General features: G+C 70.3%; 18 protein-coding genes and 2 tRNA genes. 11 read left to right on the forward strand and 9 right to left on the reverse strand.

From position 1 onward, the window contains the following. The first annotated feature begins 56 nt into the window (after nt 1-56). From HMPREF0063_RS13750 to HMPREF0063_RS16675, 3 genes are all read left to right on the forward strand, one after another. Nucleotides 57-131 (forward strand) — tRNA-Ile (locus HMPREF0063_RS13750). Nucleotides 132-301: 170 nt separating this feature from the next. After that, nucleotides 302-377: transfer RNA gene (locus HMPREF0063_RS13755), tRNA-Ala, on the forward strand. A 259-nt stretch (nt 378-636) separates the two neighbouring features. After that, complete coding sequence (locus tag HMPREF0063_RS16675) at nt 637-876, forward strand: hypothetical protein (protein ID WP_156794139.1); 240 nt, start codon at nt 637-639, stop codon at nt 874-876. Nucleotides 877-1,077: 201 nt separating this feature from the next. Here HMPREF0063_RS16675 and HMPREF0063_RS13765 read toward each other — a convergent pair whose 3' ends face one another. Further along, complete coding sequence (locus tag HMPREF0063_RS13765; RefSeq protein WP_007079305.1) at nt 1,078-2,019, reverse strand: GlxA family transcriptional regulator; 942 nt, start codon at nt 2,017-2,019, stop codon at nt 1,078-1,080. Nucleotides 2,020-2,126: 107 nt separating this feature from the next. Here HMPREF0063_RS13765 and HMPREF0063_RS13770 point away from each other — a divergent pair, with 107 nt between their 5' ends. Both HMPREF0063_RS13770 and HMPREF0063_RS16680 read left to right on the forward strand, forming a co-directional pair. Then, nucleotides 2,127-2,438: a putative quinol monooxygenase gene (locus HMPREF0063_RS13770; RefSeq protein WP_006247389.1), complete on the forward strand. Its 312-nt coding sequence runs from the start codon at nt 2,127-2,129 to the stop codon at nt 2,436-2,438. A gap of 951 nt (nt 2,439-3,389) precedes the next feature. Then, nucleotides 3,390-3,557: a hypothetical protein gene (locus tag HMPREF0063_RS16680; RefSeq protein ID WP_007079307.1), complete on the forward strand. Its 168-nt coding sequence runs from the start codon at nt 3,390-3,392 to the stop codon at nt 3,555-3,557. 52 nt (nt 3,558-3,609) lie between these two features. Here HMPREF0063_RS16680 and HMPREF0063_RS13775 read toward each other — a convergent pair whose 3' ends face one another. From HMPREF0063_RS13775 to HMPREF0063_RS13785, 3 genes are read right to left on the reverse strand one after another with little or no spacing between them, the layout of a single operon-like run. Continuing rightward, a complete protein-coding gene (locus HMPREF0063_RS13775; protein ID WP_007079308.1) occupies nt 3,610-5,397 on the reverse strand; it encodes a hypothetical protein in 1,788 nt (595 codons plus the stop codon). Further along, the gene (locus tag HMPREF0063_RS13780; RefSeq protein WP_007079309.1) at nt 5,397-5,921 is read right to left on the reverse strand and encodes a hypothetical protein; all 525 of its coding nucleotides are present in this window, start codon (nt 5,919-5,921) and stop codon (nt 5,397-5,399) included. The genes HMPREF0063_RS13775 and HMPREF0063_RS13780 overlap by 1 nt, the downstream gene beginning before the upstream one ends. Then, nucleotides 5,918-6,526, reverse strand: coding sequence for a hypothetical protein (locus HMPREF0063_RS13785; RefSeq protein WP_040320306.1), 609 nt, complete (start codon nt 6,524-6,526; stop codon nt 5,918-5,920). Before HMPREF0063_RS13785 ends, HMPREF0063_RS13780 begins: the two co-directional genes overlap by 4 nt. Before the next feature lie 101 nt (nt 6,527-6,627). Between HMPREF0063_RS13785 and HMPREF0063_RS13790 the strand changes: the two genes are divergently transcribed. Next, nucleotides 6,628-9,327 carry an ATP-binding protein gene (locus HMPREF0063_RS13790; protein WP_007079311.1) on the forward strand — a complete coding sequence of 900 codons (2,700 nt, stop codon included), beginning with the start codon at nt 6,628-6,630 and terminating at the stop codon, nt 9,325-9,327. Between the two features lie 15 nt (nt 9,328-9,342). Here HMPREF0063_RS13790 and HMPREF0063_RS13795 read toward each other — a convergent pair whose 3' ends face one another. Genes HMPREF0063_RS13795 through rfbA form a run of 3 tightly spaced genes read right to left on the reverse strand, consistent with a single transcriptional unit; the run spans nt 9,343 to nt 12,621 of the window. Beyond that, nucleotides 9,343-10,749, reverse strand: a complete 1,407-nt coding sequence (locus tag HMPREF0063_RS13795; protein ID WP_007079312.1) for a sugar nucleotide-binding protein — start codon at nt 10,747-10,749, stop codon at nt 9,343-9,345. A 1-nt stretch (nt 10,750) separates the two neighbouring features. Further along, nucleotides 10,751-11,749 (reverse strand): dTDP-glucose 4,6-dehydratase, encoded by a 999-nt coding sequence (rfbB, locus tag HMPREF0063_RS13800; protein ID WP_040320938.1) that lies wholly within the window; start codon nt 11,747-11,749, stop codon nt 10,751-10,753. A gap of 2 nt (nt 11,750-11,751) precedes the next feature. Then, complete coding sequence (gene rfbA / locus HMPREF0063_RS13805) at nt 11,752-12,621, reverse strand: glucose-1-phosphate thymidylyltransferase RfbA (RefSeq protein ID WP_007079314.1); 870 nt, start codon at nt 12,619-12,621, stop codon at nt 11,752-11,754. Nucleotides 12,622-12,911: 290 nt separating this feature from the next. On the opposite strand from rfbA, the gene HMPREF0063_RS13810 reads away from it, so the two are divergent. From HMPREF0063_RS13810 to HMPREF0063_RS13825, 4 genes are all read left to right on the forward strand, one after another. Then, the gene (locus HMPREF0063_RS13810) at nt 12,912-13,550 is read left to right on the forward strand and encodes a response regulator (RefSeq protein WP_040320307.1); all 639 of its coding nucleotides are present in this window, start codon (nt 12,912-12,914) and stop codon (nt 13,548-13,550) included. Nucleotides 13,551-13,620: 70 nt separating this feature from the next. Beyond that, entirely contained in the window at nt 13,621-14,895 is a 1,275-nt protein-coding gene (gene glyA / locus HMPREF0063_RS13815; RefSeq protein ID WP_007079316.1) for a serine hydroxymethyltransferase, read from the forward strand. Next, nucleotides 14,892-15,656, forward strand: coding sequence for an SURF1 family protein (locus HMPREF0063_RS13820; RefSeq protein WP_040320308.1), 765 nt, complete (start codon nt 14,892-14,894; stop codon nt 15,654-15,656). The genes glyA and HMPREF0063_RS13820 overlap by 4 nt, the downstream gene beginning before the upstream one ends. Continuing rightward, complete coding sequence (locus HMPREF0063_RS13825) at nt 15,653-16,015, forward strand: DUF3817 domain-containing protein (RefSeq protein ID WP_007079317.1); 363 nt, start codon at nt 15,653-15,655, stop codon at nt 16,013-16,015. The genes HMPREF0063_RS13820 and HMPREF0063_RS13825 overlap by 4 nt, the downstream gene beginning before the upstream one ends. A 71-nt stretch (nt 16,016-16,086) precedes the next feature. Here the strand turns inward: HMPREF0063_RS13825 and HMPREF0063_RS13830 are convergent, their stop codons facing one another. Next, nucleotides 16,087-16,878: an enoyl-CoA hydratase/isomerase family protein gene (locus tag HMPREF0063_RS13830; protein WP_007079318.1), complete on the reverse strand. Its 792-nt coding sequence runs from the start codon at nt 16,876-16,878 to the stop codon at nt 16,087-16,089. Beyond that, nucleotides 16,875-17,003, reverse strand: coding sequence for a hypothetical protein (locus tag HMPREF0063_RS17240; protein ID WP_007079319.1), 129 nt, complete (start codon nt 17,001-17,003; stop codon nt 16,875-16,877). The genes HMPREF0063_RS13830 and HMPREF0063_RS17240 overlap by 4 nt, the downstream gene beginning before the upstream one ends. 119 nt (nt 17,004-17,122) lie before the next feature. Between HMPREF0063_RS17240 and HMPREF0063_RS13835 the strand changes: the two genes are divergently transcribed. Beyond that, complete coding sequence (locus tag HMPREF0063_RS13835) at nt 17,123-17,647, forward strand: peptidylprolyl isomerase (protein ID WP_040320309.1); 525 nt, start codon at nt 17,123-17,125, stop codon at nt 17,645-17,647. The last annotated feature ends 8 nt before the right edge of the window (nt 17,648-17,655 follow it).

The raw sequence follows: 17,655 nt of genomic DNA on the forward strand, positions 1-17,655 counted from the left end.
CCCCGTCCCCGGTGCGTCCGCGTGGCCGGCGGTGAGGTATCGTTCATCGCTGTTGAGGGCGTATAGCTCAGCTTGGTTAGAGCGCTTCCCTGATAAGGAAGAGGTCCGAGGTTCAAGTCCTCGTACGCCCACCCCTCACCCGCAGCCGGAGGCCCCATGTCGAAGCTTCTGACGTTCGCCCTGGGACTCGCAGGGGTCGCCTGGGCGGTCGCCCGCCGCCGCCCGGCACCGGCCACGACGTGGTCGGAGGCCACCGACCGGCTCTGAGGGTGAGCCTGGATCGTCGGCGCGGCCGACACCGGGGGCTGTGGCGCAATTGGTAGCGCACCTGCTTTGCAAGCAGGGGGTTAGGGGTTCGAGTCCCCTCAGCTCCACCAAAGGATGCTTATTCAAACTCCTGACACGGGGAATGGATGGCAGACAGAGAGCAGCGGGCCCTTCGGGGCCCGCTGTTTCGTTCTCCAGCTCTGCGGCGATGACCAGGCGGCCGGCCTCCAGCGCGTCGGCGAGGTCACTGCGCTCGGGGACGGCTCGCATTGGTGTCTCGGGGTCGTCCGGGACCGCGTCGATGTAGATCGTGGTGAACCAGGCTTGGTTGTAGGTGCGGCGGAGCCCTGGCTCCAGCCCGCTATATGCGTGGGCGGGGTTGCTGATCAGGTCGATGACGCGTTCCAGCGTCGTCTCGGTGTCGACCCCGGCCGCTTCGAGGGCTTTGAGTTCGGATTCGAGGTTGGGGAGCTGTCTGGCGAGCGCGGCTTGCTTCTCGCGGGCGATGTCGGCGGGGACGATTCCTTCCATCGCGTTCTCGGCCCACTTGTAGCGGTCTCGCTGGACCTTGTCGATGCGTCGTTGCAGCGCGGTGGTGTTGCGAGTTGACGCGTCACGGATCGAGCGGAGGTGTTCGACGAGCCGCTCCCGGATGGCGGGCAAGGCACTGGTTCTCCAGGCGGCGTGTTCGGCCTCCCAGGGGGGAGTGTCGAGTGGGTCGTCCAGGGGCGACGCAGGAGCGTCGACGGGACGTGCTGAGAGGTGGTTCCAACCGGGCGCTAGGACACCGGCTACAGGCATGGCGATAGGTCAGGAACGGCGTCGCTCCCTGCGCAGGAGGGAGCGCAGAGTCTCGGCGTTCGCGTAGCCGACCCGTAGCGCGATCTCGGCGGAGGTGAGGTCCGTGGTTGCTGAGAGGTGCCGAGCTCGTTCGATGCGAAGCCGTTGGACGAAGCCGAGCGGAGTGAGGTTGAGCGCCGCACGGACTCGTCGTTCGAGGGTGCGCCGGCTGGTGCCGAGCGACTGCGCGACGAAGGCGACGTTGAACGGTTCGTCCAGGCGGGCGCGCACGAAGCGTTCGAACTCGACGACGATCGGGTCCTCGTGCCGGAGATGTTCGTAGGCGACGAAGGCCGCCTGCGACGGACGCTCGTCGATGATGAGGAGCTTGGCGACATGTTGGGCCAGGTCGGGGCTGATCGATCGCACGAGTGAGAGCGCGAGGTCGATGTGGGCGAACGCGGCGCCGGCGGTGACGAGGTTCCCGTCCACGACGACCATGGTGTCGAGATCGAGGGCGACGGTCGGATAGCGCTTCAGGAACTCCGGCCCCAGGAACCAGCTGGTCGTCGCCCGCCGATGATGCATCCGTCCGGTCTCGGCGACGGCGAACACGCCGGTGCACGCCGCGGCGATCCGGGTGGTCGCGTCGTCGAGGCGCCCGAGCGAGGCGATGACCGAACGAGCATCTCGGCTCTGGAGGGCGTCGTTGGTAGCGGCGGCCGTGAGGGTTCCAAGCGCAGGGACGACGACCACGTCGAACTCTCCGGACTCCGACAGCGGGTGGTCAACCGACAGGGTCATCGATGCCGTCGTGGTCACTCGCCGTTTCGGTCCGAGGATGGCGAGTTCGATCGGGTCGATCCGCGGGTCGATATCGCCGCGGGCTCCGTCGGCCACCCGCACGATGTCGATGACCGACGCGACAGCCGAACCGAAGCAGCCGTCGATCGCGATCAGTCCGATACGCATGGCGTGAACAATAGCAATACTGTCGTATACGCCACTTCCCATCGGTCCTCGCTCGTCATACGCTGAACTCGCCCCACGAAGAACCTCGACTTCAAGGAGAACCCCTCATGTCCACACCCGCATCACTTCCGTATGCCTTCGTCGCCAAGATCGTCGCGGCCGATGGACAGCACGACGCGCTCGCCGATCTGCTCGCCGGCGCTGTCGCACTCGCCAACGAAGAAGTGGGAACGATTGTCTGGTTCGCGGCTAGAACCCACGCCGACACCTTTTGGATCTTCGATGCATTCCCCGACGAGGCCGCTCGCGATGCCCACGCCAACGGCGCCATCGTCGCAGCCCTGATGGCCAACCAGCACCTCCTCGGCGCAGCACCCGAGATCCTGGCGGCCGACGTCCTCGCGTCCAAGCTCCCGTAGTCCGCCAACGCACGAGACGATCGCGCCCCGCCGAGCCGTCGGACCCGACCGCCTCGACACCCGCACCACGTTGTCGATCCCCGACGGGCCAATCACGAGGAGGCCAGGCAACACCAGGCGCAAGCCTGGAGCGGCACTGGTTCACCGGTGGTCATCGAGAGGGCCAGCGCGGCTCCATGGTGGCGCAACTGTGTCAACTTGCCCTCCGTCCCGCTAGGCGCCGTGGGCGGGTCTTGGTTGCGATCCGTTGCCGTGGCGGGAGACGCGTTGCGCGTCGCAGCGATGACGGGTCGTTGGCGTTCCGGGGCGTTGTGTTCGTGCGCGCCGCACGTGCGGGATGGAGCATCTCGCTGCGCACACAACGATTGCTGCGCCGACGCACCGTTGACACCTCGCACGTCCAGGTCGCGACACAACGCCACGCTGCGTTGCCGAGCGGAGCGAGGCCTATCGGCACACGGACAGGATGCCGGCCGCGAGCGCTCAGCCGGCGAGGGGCCCGTCACGGAGGAGAGCGACCTCGGTGTCGGGCAGAGCCGTGAGGCCAGCGCATCGCGCGACCACCAGAGCCGAACCGCCCCTGCCCTGCGTTTCCGCAGGTCAGGGGCTGTTCGCCGGAGCCGCCTGTCGGAATCGAACCGACGACCTAATCACGTCGGCTGTGCATCTATCGCTTGATGCGCCCACTGGGCGAACGAGCCGCTGACCTGCGCAAACGCCGAGCGTGGGGGACGCCGCCATCCGGTGGTGACCGACGACGACCGACCAGTACCGACCGTTTCACCGGAGCTCGCGACGGCGTCGAAGCCGAACAAGCTCCATTCTTTTAGGTCACCGCGCCTTCCTCCTCGCCGGTCCCGTCGTCGTCAAAGACGTTTCTGGGTAGCCCAAGGCGGCTGAGCATCTCTGCATACCGCGCGCCATCATCCAGTCGCTCTCTTGGCCCGTCGGATGATCGCCCGCACCGTCGAGGTGGCGCTGGACAAGCTCAGCCCGCTGATCGTCCGACAGGCGGACATGCTTCTGGCGCTGTGCCGTCGGACGTTACGTAGCCGAAGTGCGGCTGACCTGCGACTTCTTCTTTACGAGCATCCGCTCGGCGGAGGGACAAAGATTTGATAGTTGTCCTGTTAGTTCCACCACACACCGGGAGGGCCGGAGGCCGGGTCACTCACCCGGCGAACTCCTGGACCACGACGTTCACCACGGTGCGGCCGTCCACGGCCTGACTCAGGGTGTAGGCCACCGAGTGCCCGCCGCGGTCGGTCCAGGCGAGGAACACCGGTTGGGTGCTCGCGGCGGACACGTCGCCGGACGTCCGGTCGGGCTCACCGTGGGCGGTGACCAGCTCGTCGCGGACCGCGGCGCGAGGTCGGTCGACGGTGCCCGTGACCACCCAGCCGCCCTGGGCACCCACGTCCTCCTGCAGGGCCTGGTCGATCTCGAGCCCTGACGGCAACGTGACACGGCCCGCCGGGAAGCCTTCCGGCAGAGCGCTGCCAGGCGTCGCACCGGCAGGCGTCGCACCGTCGGCCGCCGCCGTGTCCGCCGATCCCGAGATGTCCTCGGCGGCCGGCCCCCCACAGGCGGCCGACGCAGCGAGCAGCACGGCGGCGACCAGCGCGCTGCTCAGCGGCCGGCGACCACGCCGGGGCGCCAGCAGCAGTGCCGCGCCCGCGACGAGCATCAGCAGACCTGCGACGGCGAGGGGTGCGGGGACTGCAGCGCCGACCGCCGGGAGCACGGGGTGGCCCGCGCCGGCCTGCCCGCCCGGGCCGGCCTGCCCACTCGTGTCGGCCGGCGTGCCGGTGCTCGTGCTCGCGGCCCGGACGGTCACCGACTGCCAACCGATCAGCTCACCGTCGTCGTCGTACACCGCCAGACGGTGCTCGCCGGCCGGCACGTCCGACGGCAGGGTGACGGCGACCTGCCCGGCATCGTCGACGGTGGGCGTGCCCAGACCGATCGGGTCGGAGAACAGCACCACCCGGACCGGCCGGCCGGCCCGTTCCACACCGACCTCGATCCGGAACCGGTCACCGAGAGTGATCGTCGGCGCGGGCAGCACCGTGATGAGGTTCTCGGTCGCCTCGGTGAGGTCGCTCTCGTCCGGTGCGCCGGGCTCGTCGGGCTCGTCCGCGGGTTGGACCGGACCCACCGCCTCGGACAGGCTGTCGAGCGTCTCGTCGCCGCGGGTCGCGGTCGACCTGAAGGTGATGACCGCGCCCTCGAGGTCCTCGCCGAGGGAGAGCTCCGTACCCGTCGCGCCGGCGATCGGCGCCCCGTCCGCCAGCCACTGGTTGGTGACGGTGCCGTCGTTGAACGTGGCGGGGACACCGGTGAGGGTCGCCCCGACCAGGGGTTCTCCGGTCACGGTCGGCCGGGTCTGTGCCACGAGGTCGTCCTGTCCGCAGCCGTCGCAGGCGACGAGCACCACGACCGCGGTCTGGACCGCCTCGGTGTCCGGGAAGTTGACGATCTCCCACGGACCCCCGGGTGTGCCCGCCGGGACGACGTCGGTGTACGCGAAGCCGCCCGTGCTCGAGGGGCCGGCGCCCATGTCGAGGAGCACGACACGCCAGGCGCCGGGTTCGGGGTCGGCCGGGAAGGTCACCGACGAGCTGGCATGCCCCCCCGAGGTGAACTTGAACGAACCGCGAGCGACCTGCCGTTCCGACGGTGAGTACAGCTCGATGCTGCGGATGCCGAACGTCCAGCTGTCGCACTCGGCCTCGAAGTGGAAGTCGGCACAGGTGGTGGCGACCTTGAGCGCGAATCCGACCTCGATGGGCTCGGACGTGTCGAAGCTGGCGTCGATGATGCCTGGGGTGAACTCGAGCGCCTCGATCCACTCCGGTGCCGGCGGACGGATGCGGTCGCCCGCGTGGTCGGCGGTGGCGGTCGGTGACGCCGTCAGCAGCAGGGCGACGAACAGCGGCAGGACGAGGAGTCGGTGCATCAGGGGGTCCTTGGTTTCACGAGGGCGGTGACGGCGGTGTCACCGTCGTCGTTGCTGGTCAGGGTGAAGGTGAGCTCGTAGCCTTCGTGGTCGTTCCATGTCATGACCACGGGGACGCCGTCGGGGAACGACGCATCACCGGTCTCGGTGTCCGGCTCGCCGTAGAGGGTCGCCAGGCTCTCGCGCACGGGACTGATCGGATCGCGGACGAGACCGAGCACCAGCCACGCGGTGCTCCCGCCGACGTTCCGCTCCTGCGCCATGGTCACGTCGAACCCCAGGGGGAAGCTGACCGCGTCCTCGGGGAAGTCCTCGGGCAGGGTCCCGCCACTGGTCACGGAGTCGTCGCCGGCCGAGACGGTCACCCCCGGTCCGGGCTGGTCGACCGTGGTCGTGGACGTCCCGCCTGCTGTCTCCCCGCCGCACGCGGTCAGTGACGCGAGCAGGACCACCGCGCCGACCGCAGCCGTCAGGCGGCGGGGCGACACACTGCCTGCGTCGCCGGGCACCTCGCTCGCCGTCATCGGCACTCGACCTGGACCGTCGCGAGGCTCTCCTGGCCACTGAGGGTCACCAGTCGTTGGTCGCCGGTGACCGCCAGGCCGTCGCGCTCGACGGTGACCGCCGGCCACTCCCTCCCGATCTCGTTGTAGCCGGCGCCGAACCGGTCGTCGGGCAGGTCGATCGTGATCTGGCTCTGGTCCTCCAGTCCCTCGGGGTACAGGGTCAGCGAGAGGAGGCCCGCGTCCTCCGGCGCCGGGGACTGGTCGATCCGGGTGAGCGGCAGGGCGGCGATCAGTCCTCCCGAGACGTCACCACAGCTGCTCGGTCCCGCCGCGAATTCGTAGGTGACCCCGTCGAGCGTCACGACCGCCTCAGCCGATCCGTCACCGCCGGCCGCGTCGTCGGTCCCGCCCGACGTCTCACCGCCCGACGACGTCTCATCGGCCGCTGCGGTCGGCCCGTCCTGGCGGTCGGTGTCGGCCTCGTTGGACGATCCGCAGGCGGTGGTGGTCACGGCGATCGCGAGCAGCGCGGCCACGACCGCGGTGCCTCGGGACCGTTCCGGTCGCCGTGCGGCGGGATCGTCGTCGGTGCCGATCGGTGCCGGCCTGGAGGTGGGAAGCATCGCGGATCCTTCGGTCGCACGGCGGGAGCGCTGGAGCACTTCGGCCAAGTCTTGGTGGCGATCGACCCACCGGCCATATGCAGTTCCCATAGGGTCGGAGCGTGACGATCGGCGACGAGAGTGACACCGGACGAGGCCTGAGGCCGTTCATCGGGCGAGCGCATGAGGTCTCGGTGATCGACCAGTGCCTCGACGAGGTGGAGTCCGGACTCGGGTGCTCGCTCGTCATCGCCGGTGAGCCGGGCATCGGCAAGTCGGCTCTGGCGGACGAGGCGTTGCGGCGGGGTCGAGCGCGCCGGTTCGCGACCGCACGCGCGTACTGCGCACCCATCGACGGTCACGTGCAGGACCCGATCGCGGACGTCCTGACCGTCCTCCAGGGCCATGACGACCACGACCACCCGGTCGATCCGTCGCCGGGTGGTGCCGTGGCCGCCCTGCGCCGACTCAGCAGTGACGCGCCGCTGATGATCGTCGTGGAGGACGTGCACTGGGCCGGTGACCCCGCGATCACCGTCGTGGAGTGGCTGGCACGCCGGCTGCGCGATGCACCGATCCTGTGGGTCCTCACGGCTCGCTCGCCGTCGCTGCCCACCGGCCCGACGTCAGACGTGGAGGCGTTGCGTCAGATCCCCGGTGTGATCCAGGTGGACCTCTCCGGGTTCACCGTCGACGAGGTGGGCGACTTCGTCGGACACCACCACGGGAGCGCCTTCGACACCGAGGCCGTGTCGTCCATGCACGACCGGTGCAGGGGCAACCCGCTGTTGGTGGAGGAGCTCGCCCGTGCCCAGGCGCGAGGAGAACCAGATCTCACGCCGTTGATCGACAAGCTGTTCGGCGACGTCGTGCGGAGTCTTGATGCCGTGGCCCGGGACGTGCTGACCGTGTGTGCCCTGGCCGGGGGCACGATCCGCCACGAGCTGCTGCGCCGGGTCGAGGCAGCCACGGCGATCGACGTCCCGAGAGGGGTGGAGGACGCCGTCCGCCACGGCGTTCTCGTGCGACGGCCGGAGCTGGCGGCCTACGCGTGCCGGCATCCGTTGCTGACCGACGTGGCCGTGGCCGCGGTGCCGGCCGACCGTGCACGGCGGGTCCACGCCGCCCTGGCCGACGCCCTGGCGGCCGAACCGGGCCTGGCGGTGTCGTCACCCGCCGCCGAGATCGCTCACCATCGCTGTCGCGCGGGCGACGACGCGGCGGCGCTGGATGCGCTCCTGGCTGCTGCCGACGAGGCGGAGAGCCTGCATGCCCCGGGTTCGGTCCTCGCACACCTGCAGAAGGCGCTCGACCTCTGTTCCCGTGTGCCACGGGCTCCGCGGGGCATGCTGCTCATGCGGGCCGCCTACGCCGCCGAGGTCGTCGGGCGCAACCGGGACGCGGTGCAGCTCGCCCGACAGGCGGTGTCCGCCGGCGAGGCATCGGGGCCCGCGCTGGGCCAGCGGCACCTGCTGCTGGCCGAGCTCCTCCGGCGAGGGCACCACCCACCCTTCGAGGCGGACGCGGCCGTGGAGCGAGCCGCCGAGCTGATCGGCGACGACCGTGGTCCGGCCGGGGTGCAGCTGGCCCTGGCCGGGTGCTGGCACTGGGACCGCGACCCACGCGCCGCCGTCATCCACGGGCACCGGGCCATCGAGCAGGCCGAGGCGATGGCGGCCCCTCCGTTCCTGGCGCAGGCGCTGGTCCAGACGGGCGGTGCGATGACCCTGCTCGGTGAGGTGGATGAGGGGATCGCCCTGGCGCGTCGAGGGCGTGAGGTGGCCACGGAGTCCGGGTTCGAGGTCGGGGCACTGACCTCGTGCGTGCCCATCGCCGCCATGCACACGTTCGCCGGGCGACCGTCGCACGGCGCGGACGAGGCGCTCGCCGGTCTGCGGCGTTGCGACGCGGCGACCGACTCCGCGACGCTGCGAGCAGCCCTCGCCGGGTGGGCGGCGTACTCGTTGTTCTCGTCGGGGCGGTGGGCCGAGGCGTCCGACCTGACCGTGGAGGCCGAGGCCGACGGCATCTACGCCGCACTCCTGCCGCTGACGACGGCTCGGCTGGCCGCGTTCGAGGGCAAGGCGGCGACGGCCGCGACCATCCTGGAGACGTCGGTCGAGCGTGGTGTCTCGGTCGATCCGCACCATGCGGCTTCTGCGGCGTGGGCGGCCTGGTGCGCCGGAGACCTGGCCCGGGCCCACCAGGTGGCGCGTGCCGCGTCGCGAGGTGAAGGACTCCCCGCCGCCGTGGCGAACGAGCTGTGCTTCCTGGCCGCGTTCTGTGCAGGACCCGGCGACGGGCCACCGGTGCTGCCCGAGGAGGCATCCGGGGCCACGACGGTGGTGGCGGGACACTGGGCTGTCAGCGCCCGTGCCGCGGCGCGGGACGACGAGGCGTCGTGGAGCGAGGCGCTGGACTCGTGGCAGCAGTCGGACGGGTGGCCGCACATGGTCGCCATCTGTTCGGCACGGCTGGCGATGAGGACGAGCGCCCCGCGAGCACACGACCTGGCGGCCGCAGCGTTCGCGATCGCGCGTCGGCTCAGCAGCCCACCGTTGGAGTCCCTCGCCGTCGCTGCTGCCGCGTCGGCCGGTGTCGACCTGCAGATCGATCTCGACGACCCCGACCCGCACCTCACTCCGCGGGAGTCCGAGGTTCTGCGGTGGGTGTCGACGGGCGCGAGCAACCGACAGATCGCGCGCACCCTCGGCATCAGTGAGGGCACGGTCTCCGTGCACGTGTCGAACCTGCTGCGCAAGCTGGGGGTCGGGTCACGCACCGAGGCGGCCGTCCGGGCCGCTCGAGGCGCGTCGGCGTAGCGGCGGGTCGGCCGGTCAGTCCCGGGCCAGGTACTCCTGCAGCGCCTCGTCGGCGTCGCGGGCGTGGAACCCCGTCGCGGTCAGCTTGTCGAGCGACAGCGCGCTGTGGCGTGGACGGGGCGACACGAGAGCGTCCTTGCCGGCGAAGTACTCCTCGGTCGAGACCGGCGAGACCCGGGCGGGGTCGTGTCCGGCCAGCTCGAACACCCGCTTCGCGACGGCGGCCCACGACGACACCGGGCCGGTGTTGCTGAGGTTGTAGGTGCCGTACTCGGCGCCTGAGTCGACCAGGTGCAGGATGCCGGCGGCCAGGTCGTCGGTGAAGGTCAGCCGTCCGAACTGGTCGTCGACGACCGCGGGATCGATGCCCCGGTCGGCGAGCGAGGCCATGGTGCGCACGAAGTTCGCTCCGTCACCGATCACCCAGCTGGTCCGCACGACGTAGTGCCGCGGCACCGTGGCGATCACGGCGTCGGCCGCGGCCTTGGTCTGCCCGTAGACGCCCAGCGGGGAGAACGGCTCGTCCTCGGGATGCTCCTCGACCGTGCCGTCGAACACGTAGTCGCTGGAGACGTGCACCACCGTGATCTGGTTGCGGGCCGCGACGGCGGCCAGGTTCGACACGGAGTCGACGTTGACCCGCCACGCGTCGCGACGGCCCTCGAGGGTCTCGGCGGTGTCGACCGCGGTGTACGCCGCGGCGTTGATGATCGTGTCGTACTGCCTCCACGGGCGCGCCTCGGTGAGGTCCTGCGTCAGGTCGAGGTCGCCGACGTCGGTGAACTCCACGTGGTCGGCGCCGGCGAGGGCCCGCCTCAGCGCCTGACCGAGCTGGCCGTCGGCCCCCGTCACCAGCGTGCGGCGACGCTTGAACGGCTCGACGTCGGCGAGTCGCGGATGGGTGCGGTCCCGGTCCGACAGCTCGGCCTGGTCCAACGGGATCGGCCAGTCGATGGCCACCGTCTCGTCGGCCAGGTTGAGGAAGGTGTACGAGGCGTCGGGCGACCAGTGGTCGTTGACCAGGTAGATGTAGGCGGTGTCCTGCTCCAACGACTGGTAGGAGTTGCCCACGCCGCGTGGCACGAACACCGCGGTCGAGGGGTCGAGCTCGGTGGTGAAGACCTGGCCGAAGCTGTCGCCCTCGCGCAGGTCGACCCAGGCCGCGAACACCCGGCCGGTGGCCACGGAGATGAACTTGTCCCACGGTTCGGCGTGGATGCCGCGGGTGGTGCCGACGGCGTGGTTGAACGACACGTTGCTCTGGATCGGACCGAACTCGGTGAGCCCGAGCGACCGCATCTTGCGCAGGTGCCAGTTCTCCTTGAACCAGCCCCGGTTGTCGCCGTGGACGGGCAGGTCGATCAGCATCATCCCGGGGATCGGGGTCTGCTCGGACGCCAGGGACTTGCTGAACTCGACCACGTCACTGCCCCTTGCTGGCGTAGAAGGCCTCGGTGGCGTCCTTGGCGGGCGCCCACCAGGCCTCGTGCTCGCGGTACCAGTCGACGGTCGCGGCGAGACCGGCCTCGAAGTCCTGGAACTGCGGGGTCCAGCCGAGCTCGGTGCGCAGCCGGGTCGAGTCGATCGCGTAGCGCAGGTCGTGACCCGCGCGATCGGTCACGTGGTCGTAGGCGTCGGCGGGCCGGCCCATCGTGGTCAGGATCAGCTCGACCACGTCCTTGTTGTTGCGCTCGCCGTCGGCGCCGATCAGGTAGGTCTCGCCGATCACCCCGCGGTCGAGCACGGCGAGCACCGCCGAGGAGTGGTCGTCGGCGTGGATCCAGTCGCGCACGTTCTCGCCCGCCCCGTACAGCTTGGGCCGGATGCCGCGCAGCACGTTGGTGACCTGGCGGGGGATGAACTTCTCGACGTGCTGGTACGGCCCGTAGTTGTTCGAGCAGTTGCTGATCGTGGCCCGCACCCCGAACGACCGCACCCACGCGCGCACCAGCAGGTCGCTGCCGGCCTTGGTCGAGGAGTAGGGCGAGGACGGGTTGTACGGGGTCTGCTCGGTGAAGCGCTCGGGGTCGTCCAGCTCGAGGTCGCCGTAGACCTCGTCGGTCGAGATGTGGTGGAAACGCGTCCCGTGCCTCCGCGCCGCCTCCAGCAGGGTGTAGGTGCCGATGATGTTGGTGTCGAGGAAGGGCCTCGGGTTGTCCAGGGAGTTGTCGTTGTGCGACTCCGCGGCGTAGTGCACCACGGCGTCACACTCACCGACGAGCCGGTCGACGAGGTCGGCGTCGGTGATGTCGCCGTGCACGAACTGCAGGCGATCCTGCGGCAGTCCCTCGAGGGAGGCGCGGTTGCCGGCGTAGGTGAGGGCGTCGAGGACCACGACGTCGTGGTCGGTGTGTCCGAGGACGTGGTGGACGAAGTTCGAGCCGATGAAGCCGGCCCCTCCGGTGACGAGCAGTCGGGTCACGGTCACTTGCCTCGTTCCATGATGTCGAGCAGGTAGCTGCCGTAGCCGGACTTGATCAACGTCGACGCGCGGTCGCGCAGACCGTCGTCGTCGAGGAAGCCCACCCGCCACGCGATCTCCTCGGGCACGCCGATGCGCATGCCGGTGCGGCGCTCGACCGTGCGGACGTACTCGGCGGCGTCGGTCATCTGGTCGAAGGTGCCGGTGTCGAGCCAGGCCGTCCCCCGGGGGAGGACCTCGACCTGGAGGCGGTCCTGCTCGAGGTAGAGCCGGTTGATGTCGGTGATCTCGTACTCGCCGCGGGCCGAGGGAGCCAGGTCGCGGGCGAACTGCACCACGTCGTTGTCGTAGAAGTAGAGGCCGGGCACCGCGTAGTTGCTGCGCGGCTGGGCGGGCTTCTCCTCCAGCGAGATCGCGCGGCCGCTGTCGTCGAAGTCGACCACACCGTAGGCACTCGGTTCGCTGACCCAGTACGCGAACACCGCCGCGCCGTCGACCTCGGTGAAACGCTTCAGCTGGGTGCCCAGGCCCGGGCCGTACAGCAGGTTGTCGCCGAGGGCGAGCGCCACCTTGTCGTCGCCGATGAAGTCCGCCCCGATCGTGAACGCCTGGGCCAGGCCGTCCGGTGCCGGCTGTTCGGCGAAGGTCAGGTCGATGCCGAACTGCGAACCGTCACCGAGCAACCGCCGGAACTGCTCGGCGTCGTGCGGGGTGGTGATCATGAGGATCTCGCGGATCCCGGCCAGCATCAGGGTCGACAGCGGGTAGTACACCATCGGCTTGTCGTAGACGGGGATGAGCTGCTTGGAGACGCCCAGGGTGATGGGGTGCAGCCGGGTCCCGGCGCCGCCCGCGAGAATGATGCCCTTCATGGTCGACCATCCTGCCACGCTGGTCGCCCCGGCCCCGCCACCCGGCTTCGCCCGCCGGAACGCCGAAAACCCCCACCGTCGGCGGGGGTTCGGCCTGAGGACATCGGGAGAGATGCGCCAGCTGTCCGGGCACGGACCACGGGGAGAGCGGGTCCTGTCTGGGAGAGATCGCCCGGAACTGGTCCCATCGTCCCGCGCCGGCCGTCCGGCGCCCAGAGGACACCGACCCGAATCCTTCGGGACCAAGGTCCCCTTGACGTCATGACCCCGTGGACGGGCACCATGGGGTCATGGCCGACCCGATCCGCGTGTTCCTGCTGGACGACCACGAGATCGTCCGTCACGGCTTGCGTGGGTTGCTGGAGAGCGAGTCGGACATCGTGGTGGTCGGTGAGTCCGGTCGCGCGGCCGACGCCCCTGACCAGATCATCGACCTCGGTCCCGACGTGGCCGTGCTGGACGCCCGGCTCCCCGACGGCTCGGGCATCGAGGTCTGTCGCGAGGTGCGGTCGGCCAGGCCCGAGATCAAGGTCGTCATCCTCACCTCCTACGACGACGACGAGGCCCTGTTCACCGCGATCATGGCCGGGGCCTCCGGCTACGTCCTCAAGCAGATCCGTGGCAACGACCTCGTCGACGCGGTCCGCCGGGTCGCGGAGGGTCAGTCGCTGCTGGACCCCGCCGTGACCTTGCAGGTCCTCGAGCGGATCCGCACCGGACCCGTCACCGACCCGCTCGCCCGGCTGACGCCCACCGAGCGGCGGATCCTGCACCTGATCGGCGACGGCCTGACCAACCGGCAGATCGCCGAGGAGATCGACCTCGCCGAGAAGACCGTCAAGAACTACGTGTCGCACCTGCTCAACAAGCTCGGCCTGGAGCGGCGGACGCAGGCCGCGGTGCTGGCCACCAAGAACCGTCGCGCCTGACCGGCCGGGCAGCACACCTCACACGCTCCACCGGCAGCCGCCCCTGACAGCGGGCGATACGCTGGTACGCATGGACCACAACGCGCACCTGGCCGCTGCCGACCCGCAGATCGCCGCCCTGCTCGATGCCGAGCTGGACCGTCAGCAGACCACGCTGGAGATGATCGCCTCGGAGAACTTCGCCCCCGTCGCGGCGCTCGAGGCCCAGGGCAGCGTCCTCACCAACAAGTACGCCGAGGGATACCCCGGCAAGCGCTACTACGGCGGCTGCGAGTTCGTCGACCAGGTCGAGACGATCGCGATCGACCGGCTCAAGCAGCTGTTCGACGCGACCTACGCCAACGTCCAGCCGCACTCGGGCGCCTCGGCCAACGCCGCCGCCCTGCACGCCGTCGCGACGGTGGGCGACACGATCCTGGGTCTCGACCTCGCCAACGGCGGTCACCTCACCCACGGCATGAAGCTCAACTTCTCGGGGCGGCTGTACAACCCGGTCGCGTACCACGTCGACGCCGACGGCCTGGTCGACATGGACGAGGTGCGGGCCCTGGCCCTCGAGCACCGCCCGCGGGTCATCATCGCGGGCTGGTCGGCGTACCCCCGCCAGCTCGACTTCGCCGCCTTCCGGGCGATCGCCGACGAGGTCGACGCGGTCCTGTGGGTCGACATGGCGCACTTCGCGGGTCTCGTGGCCGCGGGCCTGCACCCCAGCCCGCTGCCGCACGCCCACATCGTCACCACCACGACCCACAAGACCCTCGGCGGACCGCGCGGCGGTGTCATCCTCACCAACGACGAGGCCGTGGCCAAGAAGATCCGCTCCGCGGTGTTCCCGGGTCAGCAGGGCGGACCGCTCGAGCACGTCATCGCCGCCAAGGCGGTCGCGTTCAAGATGGCGCTCGAGCCCGGCTTCCGTGAGCGTCAGGAGCGCACCATCGAGGGCGCCAGGATCGTGGCCGACCGCCTGATGGCCGCCGACGCCCGGGACGCCGGCGTCCAGGTCCTCAGCGGCGGTACCGACGTGCACCTGGTCCTGGTCGACCTGCGCGAGTCCGAGCTCGACGGTCAGCAGGCCGAGGACCGGCTGCACGAGGTCGGCATCACCGTCAACCGCAACGCCGTGCCCAACGACCCCCGTCCACCGATGGTCACCTCGGGGCTGCGCATCGGCACGCCGGCCCTCGCCACCCGTGGCTTCGCGGCCGAGGAGTTCGGTGAGGTCGCGGACGTCATCGCCGAGGCGCTCAAGCCCGGCGACGTCGACATCCAGGGCCTGCGCAAGCGCGTCGCGGTGCTGGCCGAGCGCTTCCCGCTGTATCCCGACATCACGCCGTTCACGGCGTGACCCGGTCCGGCGCGGCACGACTCTGGCTGCGGCCGGAGCTGCTCGCGCTGCACCTGTTGGCGATCGTCGCCGTGGTCGTCTGCATCGCCGGAGGCCTCTGGCAGTTCGGCGCCTACGACACGCGGCAGGCCGACGAGCGCGCCGACCGGCAAGAGGTGCCGACCGTGCCGATCGAGCAGGTGTGGTCGCCCGGCGACCCGTTCGGCCCCGGCCTCAACCACCGTCCCGTGACCGTCCGCGGCACGTTCGGACCGGTCGACGAGCAGGTCTGGGTGTCGGGGCGGGTGCAGGACGGCCGTGACGGCTTCTGGTTGCTGGCGCCGCTGGAGATCGCCGACGGCGACGCGCTGCTGGTCGTGCGCGGCTTCTCGCCCGAGGCCACCGACGTGCCGACCGCACCTGCCGGTCCGCAGGAGTTCGAGGTCGTCCTCGAGCCGGGCGAGGGCTCGGCGGCTCCGCTGGACGACCGCGGCGTGATCGGCTCGGTCCGGGTGCCGACCCTGGTCAACGAGGTGCCGTACCGCCTGTTCCCCGGGTTCGGCATCAGCACCGACGTCGCCGTGGCCGGCGACCTGAGCGTGGCCGACCCGCCGGCTCCCGACGTGGCCTGGACCGTGGGGCTGCGCAACCTCGCCTACTCGCTGCAGTGGTGGGTCTTCGGTCTGTTCGCCGCCTTCATGTGGTGGCGCATGTGCAGTGAGAACGTCGCCGCCGCCCGGGCCCGGGCCGCGGCCAACGATCAGGAGAAGGAACTCGTATGAGCCAGTCCACCCCGCCGGTCGGCGGGCTCGTCCGCAGCTACCAGGTCCTGGCGACCGTCCTGGGGTTCAACCTCATCTTCGTCATCTACGCGGCGGTCGCCCAACGCGCCACCGACCCGACGTCGTGGTGGAACCGCAACGAGGACCTGATCTTCACGATCGACCAGGTGCACGGCCTGCTGTTCATGGCCCTGCTCGTGATCATCGCGGTGCTGGCGAGCCGGTACCACTGGCGGCCGTCGATGACGATCTCCACCATGCTGCTCGCGACCGTCCCGGTGCTGAGCTTCTGGGGCGAGCGCCGCGCCTCACGCCGGCTCACCTCCGGTGAGGTTTCCCAGGAAATCCCCGGTAACTGACACTGATCACAGGTTGCAACAGGGGTGAGGTGACAGTTTTCGGGGATCTCCTGGGAAACTGCCCCCGGGGGTCAGCGGCCGGTGAAGGTGGCGTGGCCGGGGCCGTCGGCGAGGAACGACGCCATGCCGTGCTGCAGGTCCTCGGTGTCGAACAGGTCCGACGCGATCGCGGTCGTGCGGGCGATCGCCTCAGGGACCCCGCCGGCCTCGTAGTGCCGCAGGATCTGCTTCGCCGCGTCGAAGGCCCGCGTCGGACCCGCGGCCAGGTGGGCGGCCAGCGACAGCACGGCGCCGTCGAAGTCCTCGTCGTCGATCACTCGGTTGACGACGTTCCACCGCTCGAACGTGGCGGCGTCGAACAGGTCGCCGGTGAGCACGACCTCCTTGGCCCGGCCGACCCCCGCCCGCGCGGCGAGTCGCTGGGTGCCGCCCATGGTCGGGGTCAGCCCGATGACCCGCTCGACCAGACCGAACTTCGCCCGCGGCGCGGCGACGACGAGGTCGCAGGCCAGCGCGACCTCGAGGGCCCATGTGAGGGTCAGGGCGTGCGCGGCGAAGATCGTCGGGATCGGCAACGGGGCGATCCGCTCGGGCAGCTCCAGCATCCGGTCGTAGAGGGCCAGCGTGTCGGCCTTGGTGGTGCGGGCGTGGAACTGCGAGACGTCGACGCCGCCGGACACGACCCGTCCCTCGGCCCGGATCACCAGCGCTCGCGGCAGGTCGGCCTCGACGGCGTCCAGGGCCACGTCGAACTGCTCGTGCAGCTCCAGGGAGTACAGGTTGACCGGGGGCGCGGCGAAGATCAGCACGGCGACGTCGCCCTGACGCTCCACGGTCACCCGGCCGGCGTCGGTGGCGCTCATGCTCCCGCCTCGGGGTCGTAGAAGCCGCCACGGTCGGCGGTGGCGTTGCGAGCGGCCACGACGACGGCGGCGACGAGACCGAGCAGCAGCAGGAGGCGTACCGGGCGGCGGGAGGGTGCGGACATGCTCCCAACCTACCGAGTCGTGGTGGCCCATTGGTGCCGGTGTCCGGCCTGTCGCGCACGGCGTGAGTTGGTGCGGCATGGGAGAATCAGGCTGCATCTTCTTCCCCGAAAGGACCGACGTGGCCTCGCAACTCGCCGTCACCCTGCACACGTCGCAGGGCGACATCGCCATCGACCTGTTCCCCAACCATGCCCCGATCACCGTCGAGAACTTCGTCGGCCTCGCCGAGGGCACCAAGGAATGGCTCGACCCCGCCACCCGTCAGGTCGCCGAGCGTCCGTTCTACGACGGGCTCACCTTCCACCGCGTCATCTCCGGGTTCATGCTGCAGGGCGGTTGCCCGCTGGGCACCGGCACCGGCGGACCGGGGTTCGAGTTCGCCGACGAGTTCCACCCCGAGCTGCAGTTCGACCGTCCGTACCTGCTGGCCATGGCGAACGCCGGCCCGGGCACGAACGGCTCGCAGTTCTTCATCACGGTCGCGGCCACGCCGTGGCTCAACCGCAAGCACACCATCTTCGGTGAGGTCGCCGACGCGGCCGGCCGGGCCGTCGTCGACGCCATCGGTGCGACCGCGACGGACCGCCTCGACCGTCCCGAGGTGCCGGTCGTGATCGAGAAGGTCACCGTCGAACGACGGTGACCGATCCG

The sequence above is a fragment of the Aeromicrobium marinum DSM 15272 genome, from assembly GCF_000160775.2.
Taxonomy (GTDB): Bacteria; Actinomycetota; Actinomycetes; order Propionibacteriales; family Nocardioidaceae; genus Aeromicrobium; species Aeromicrobium marinum.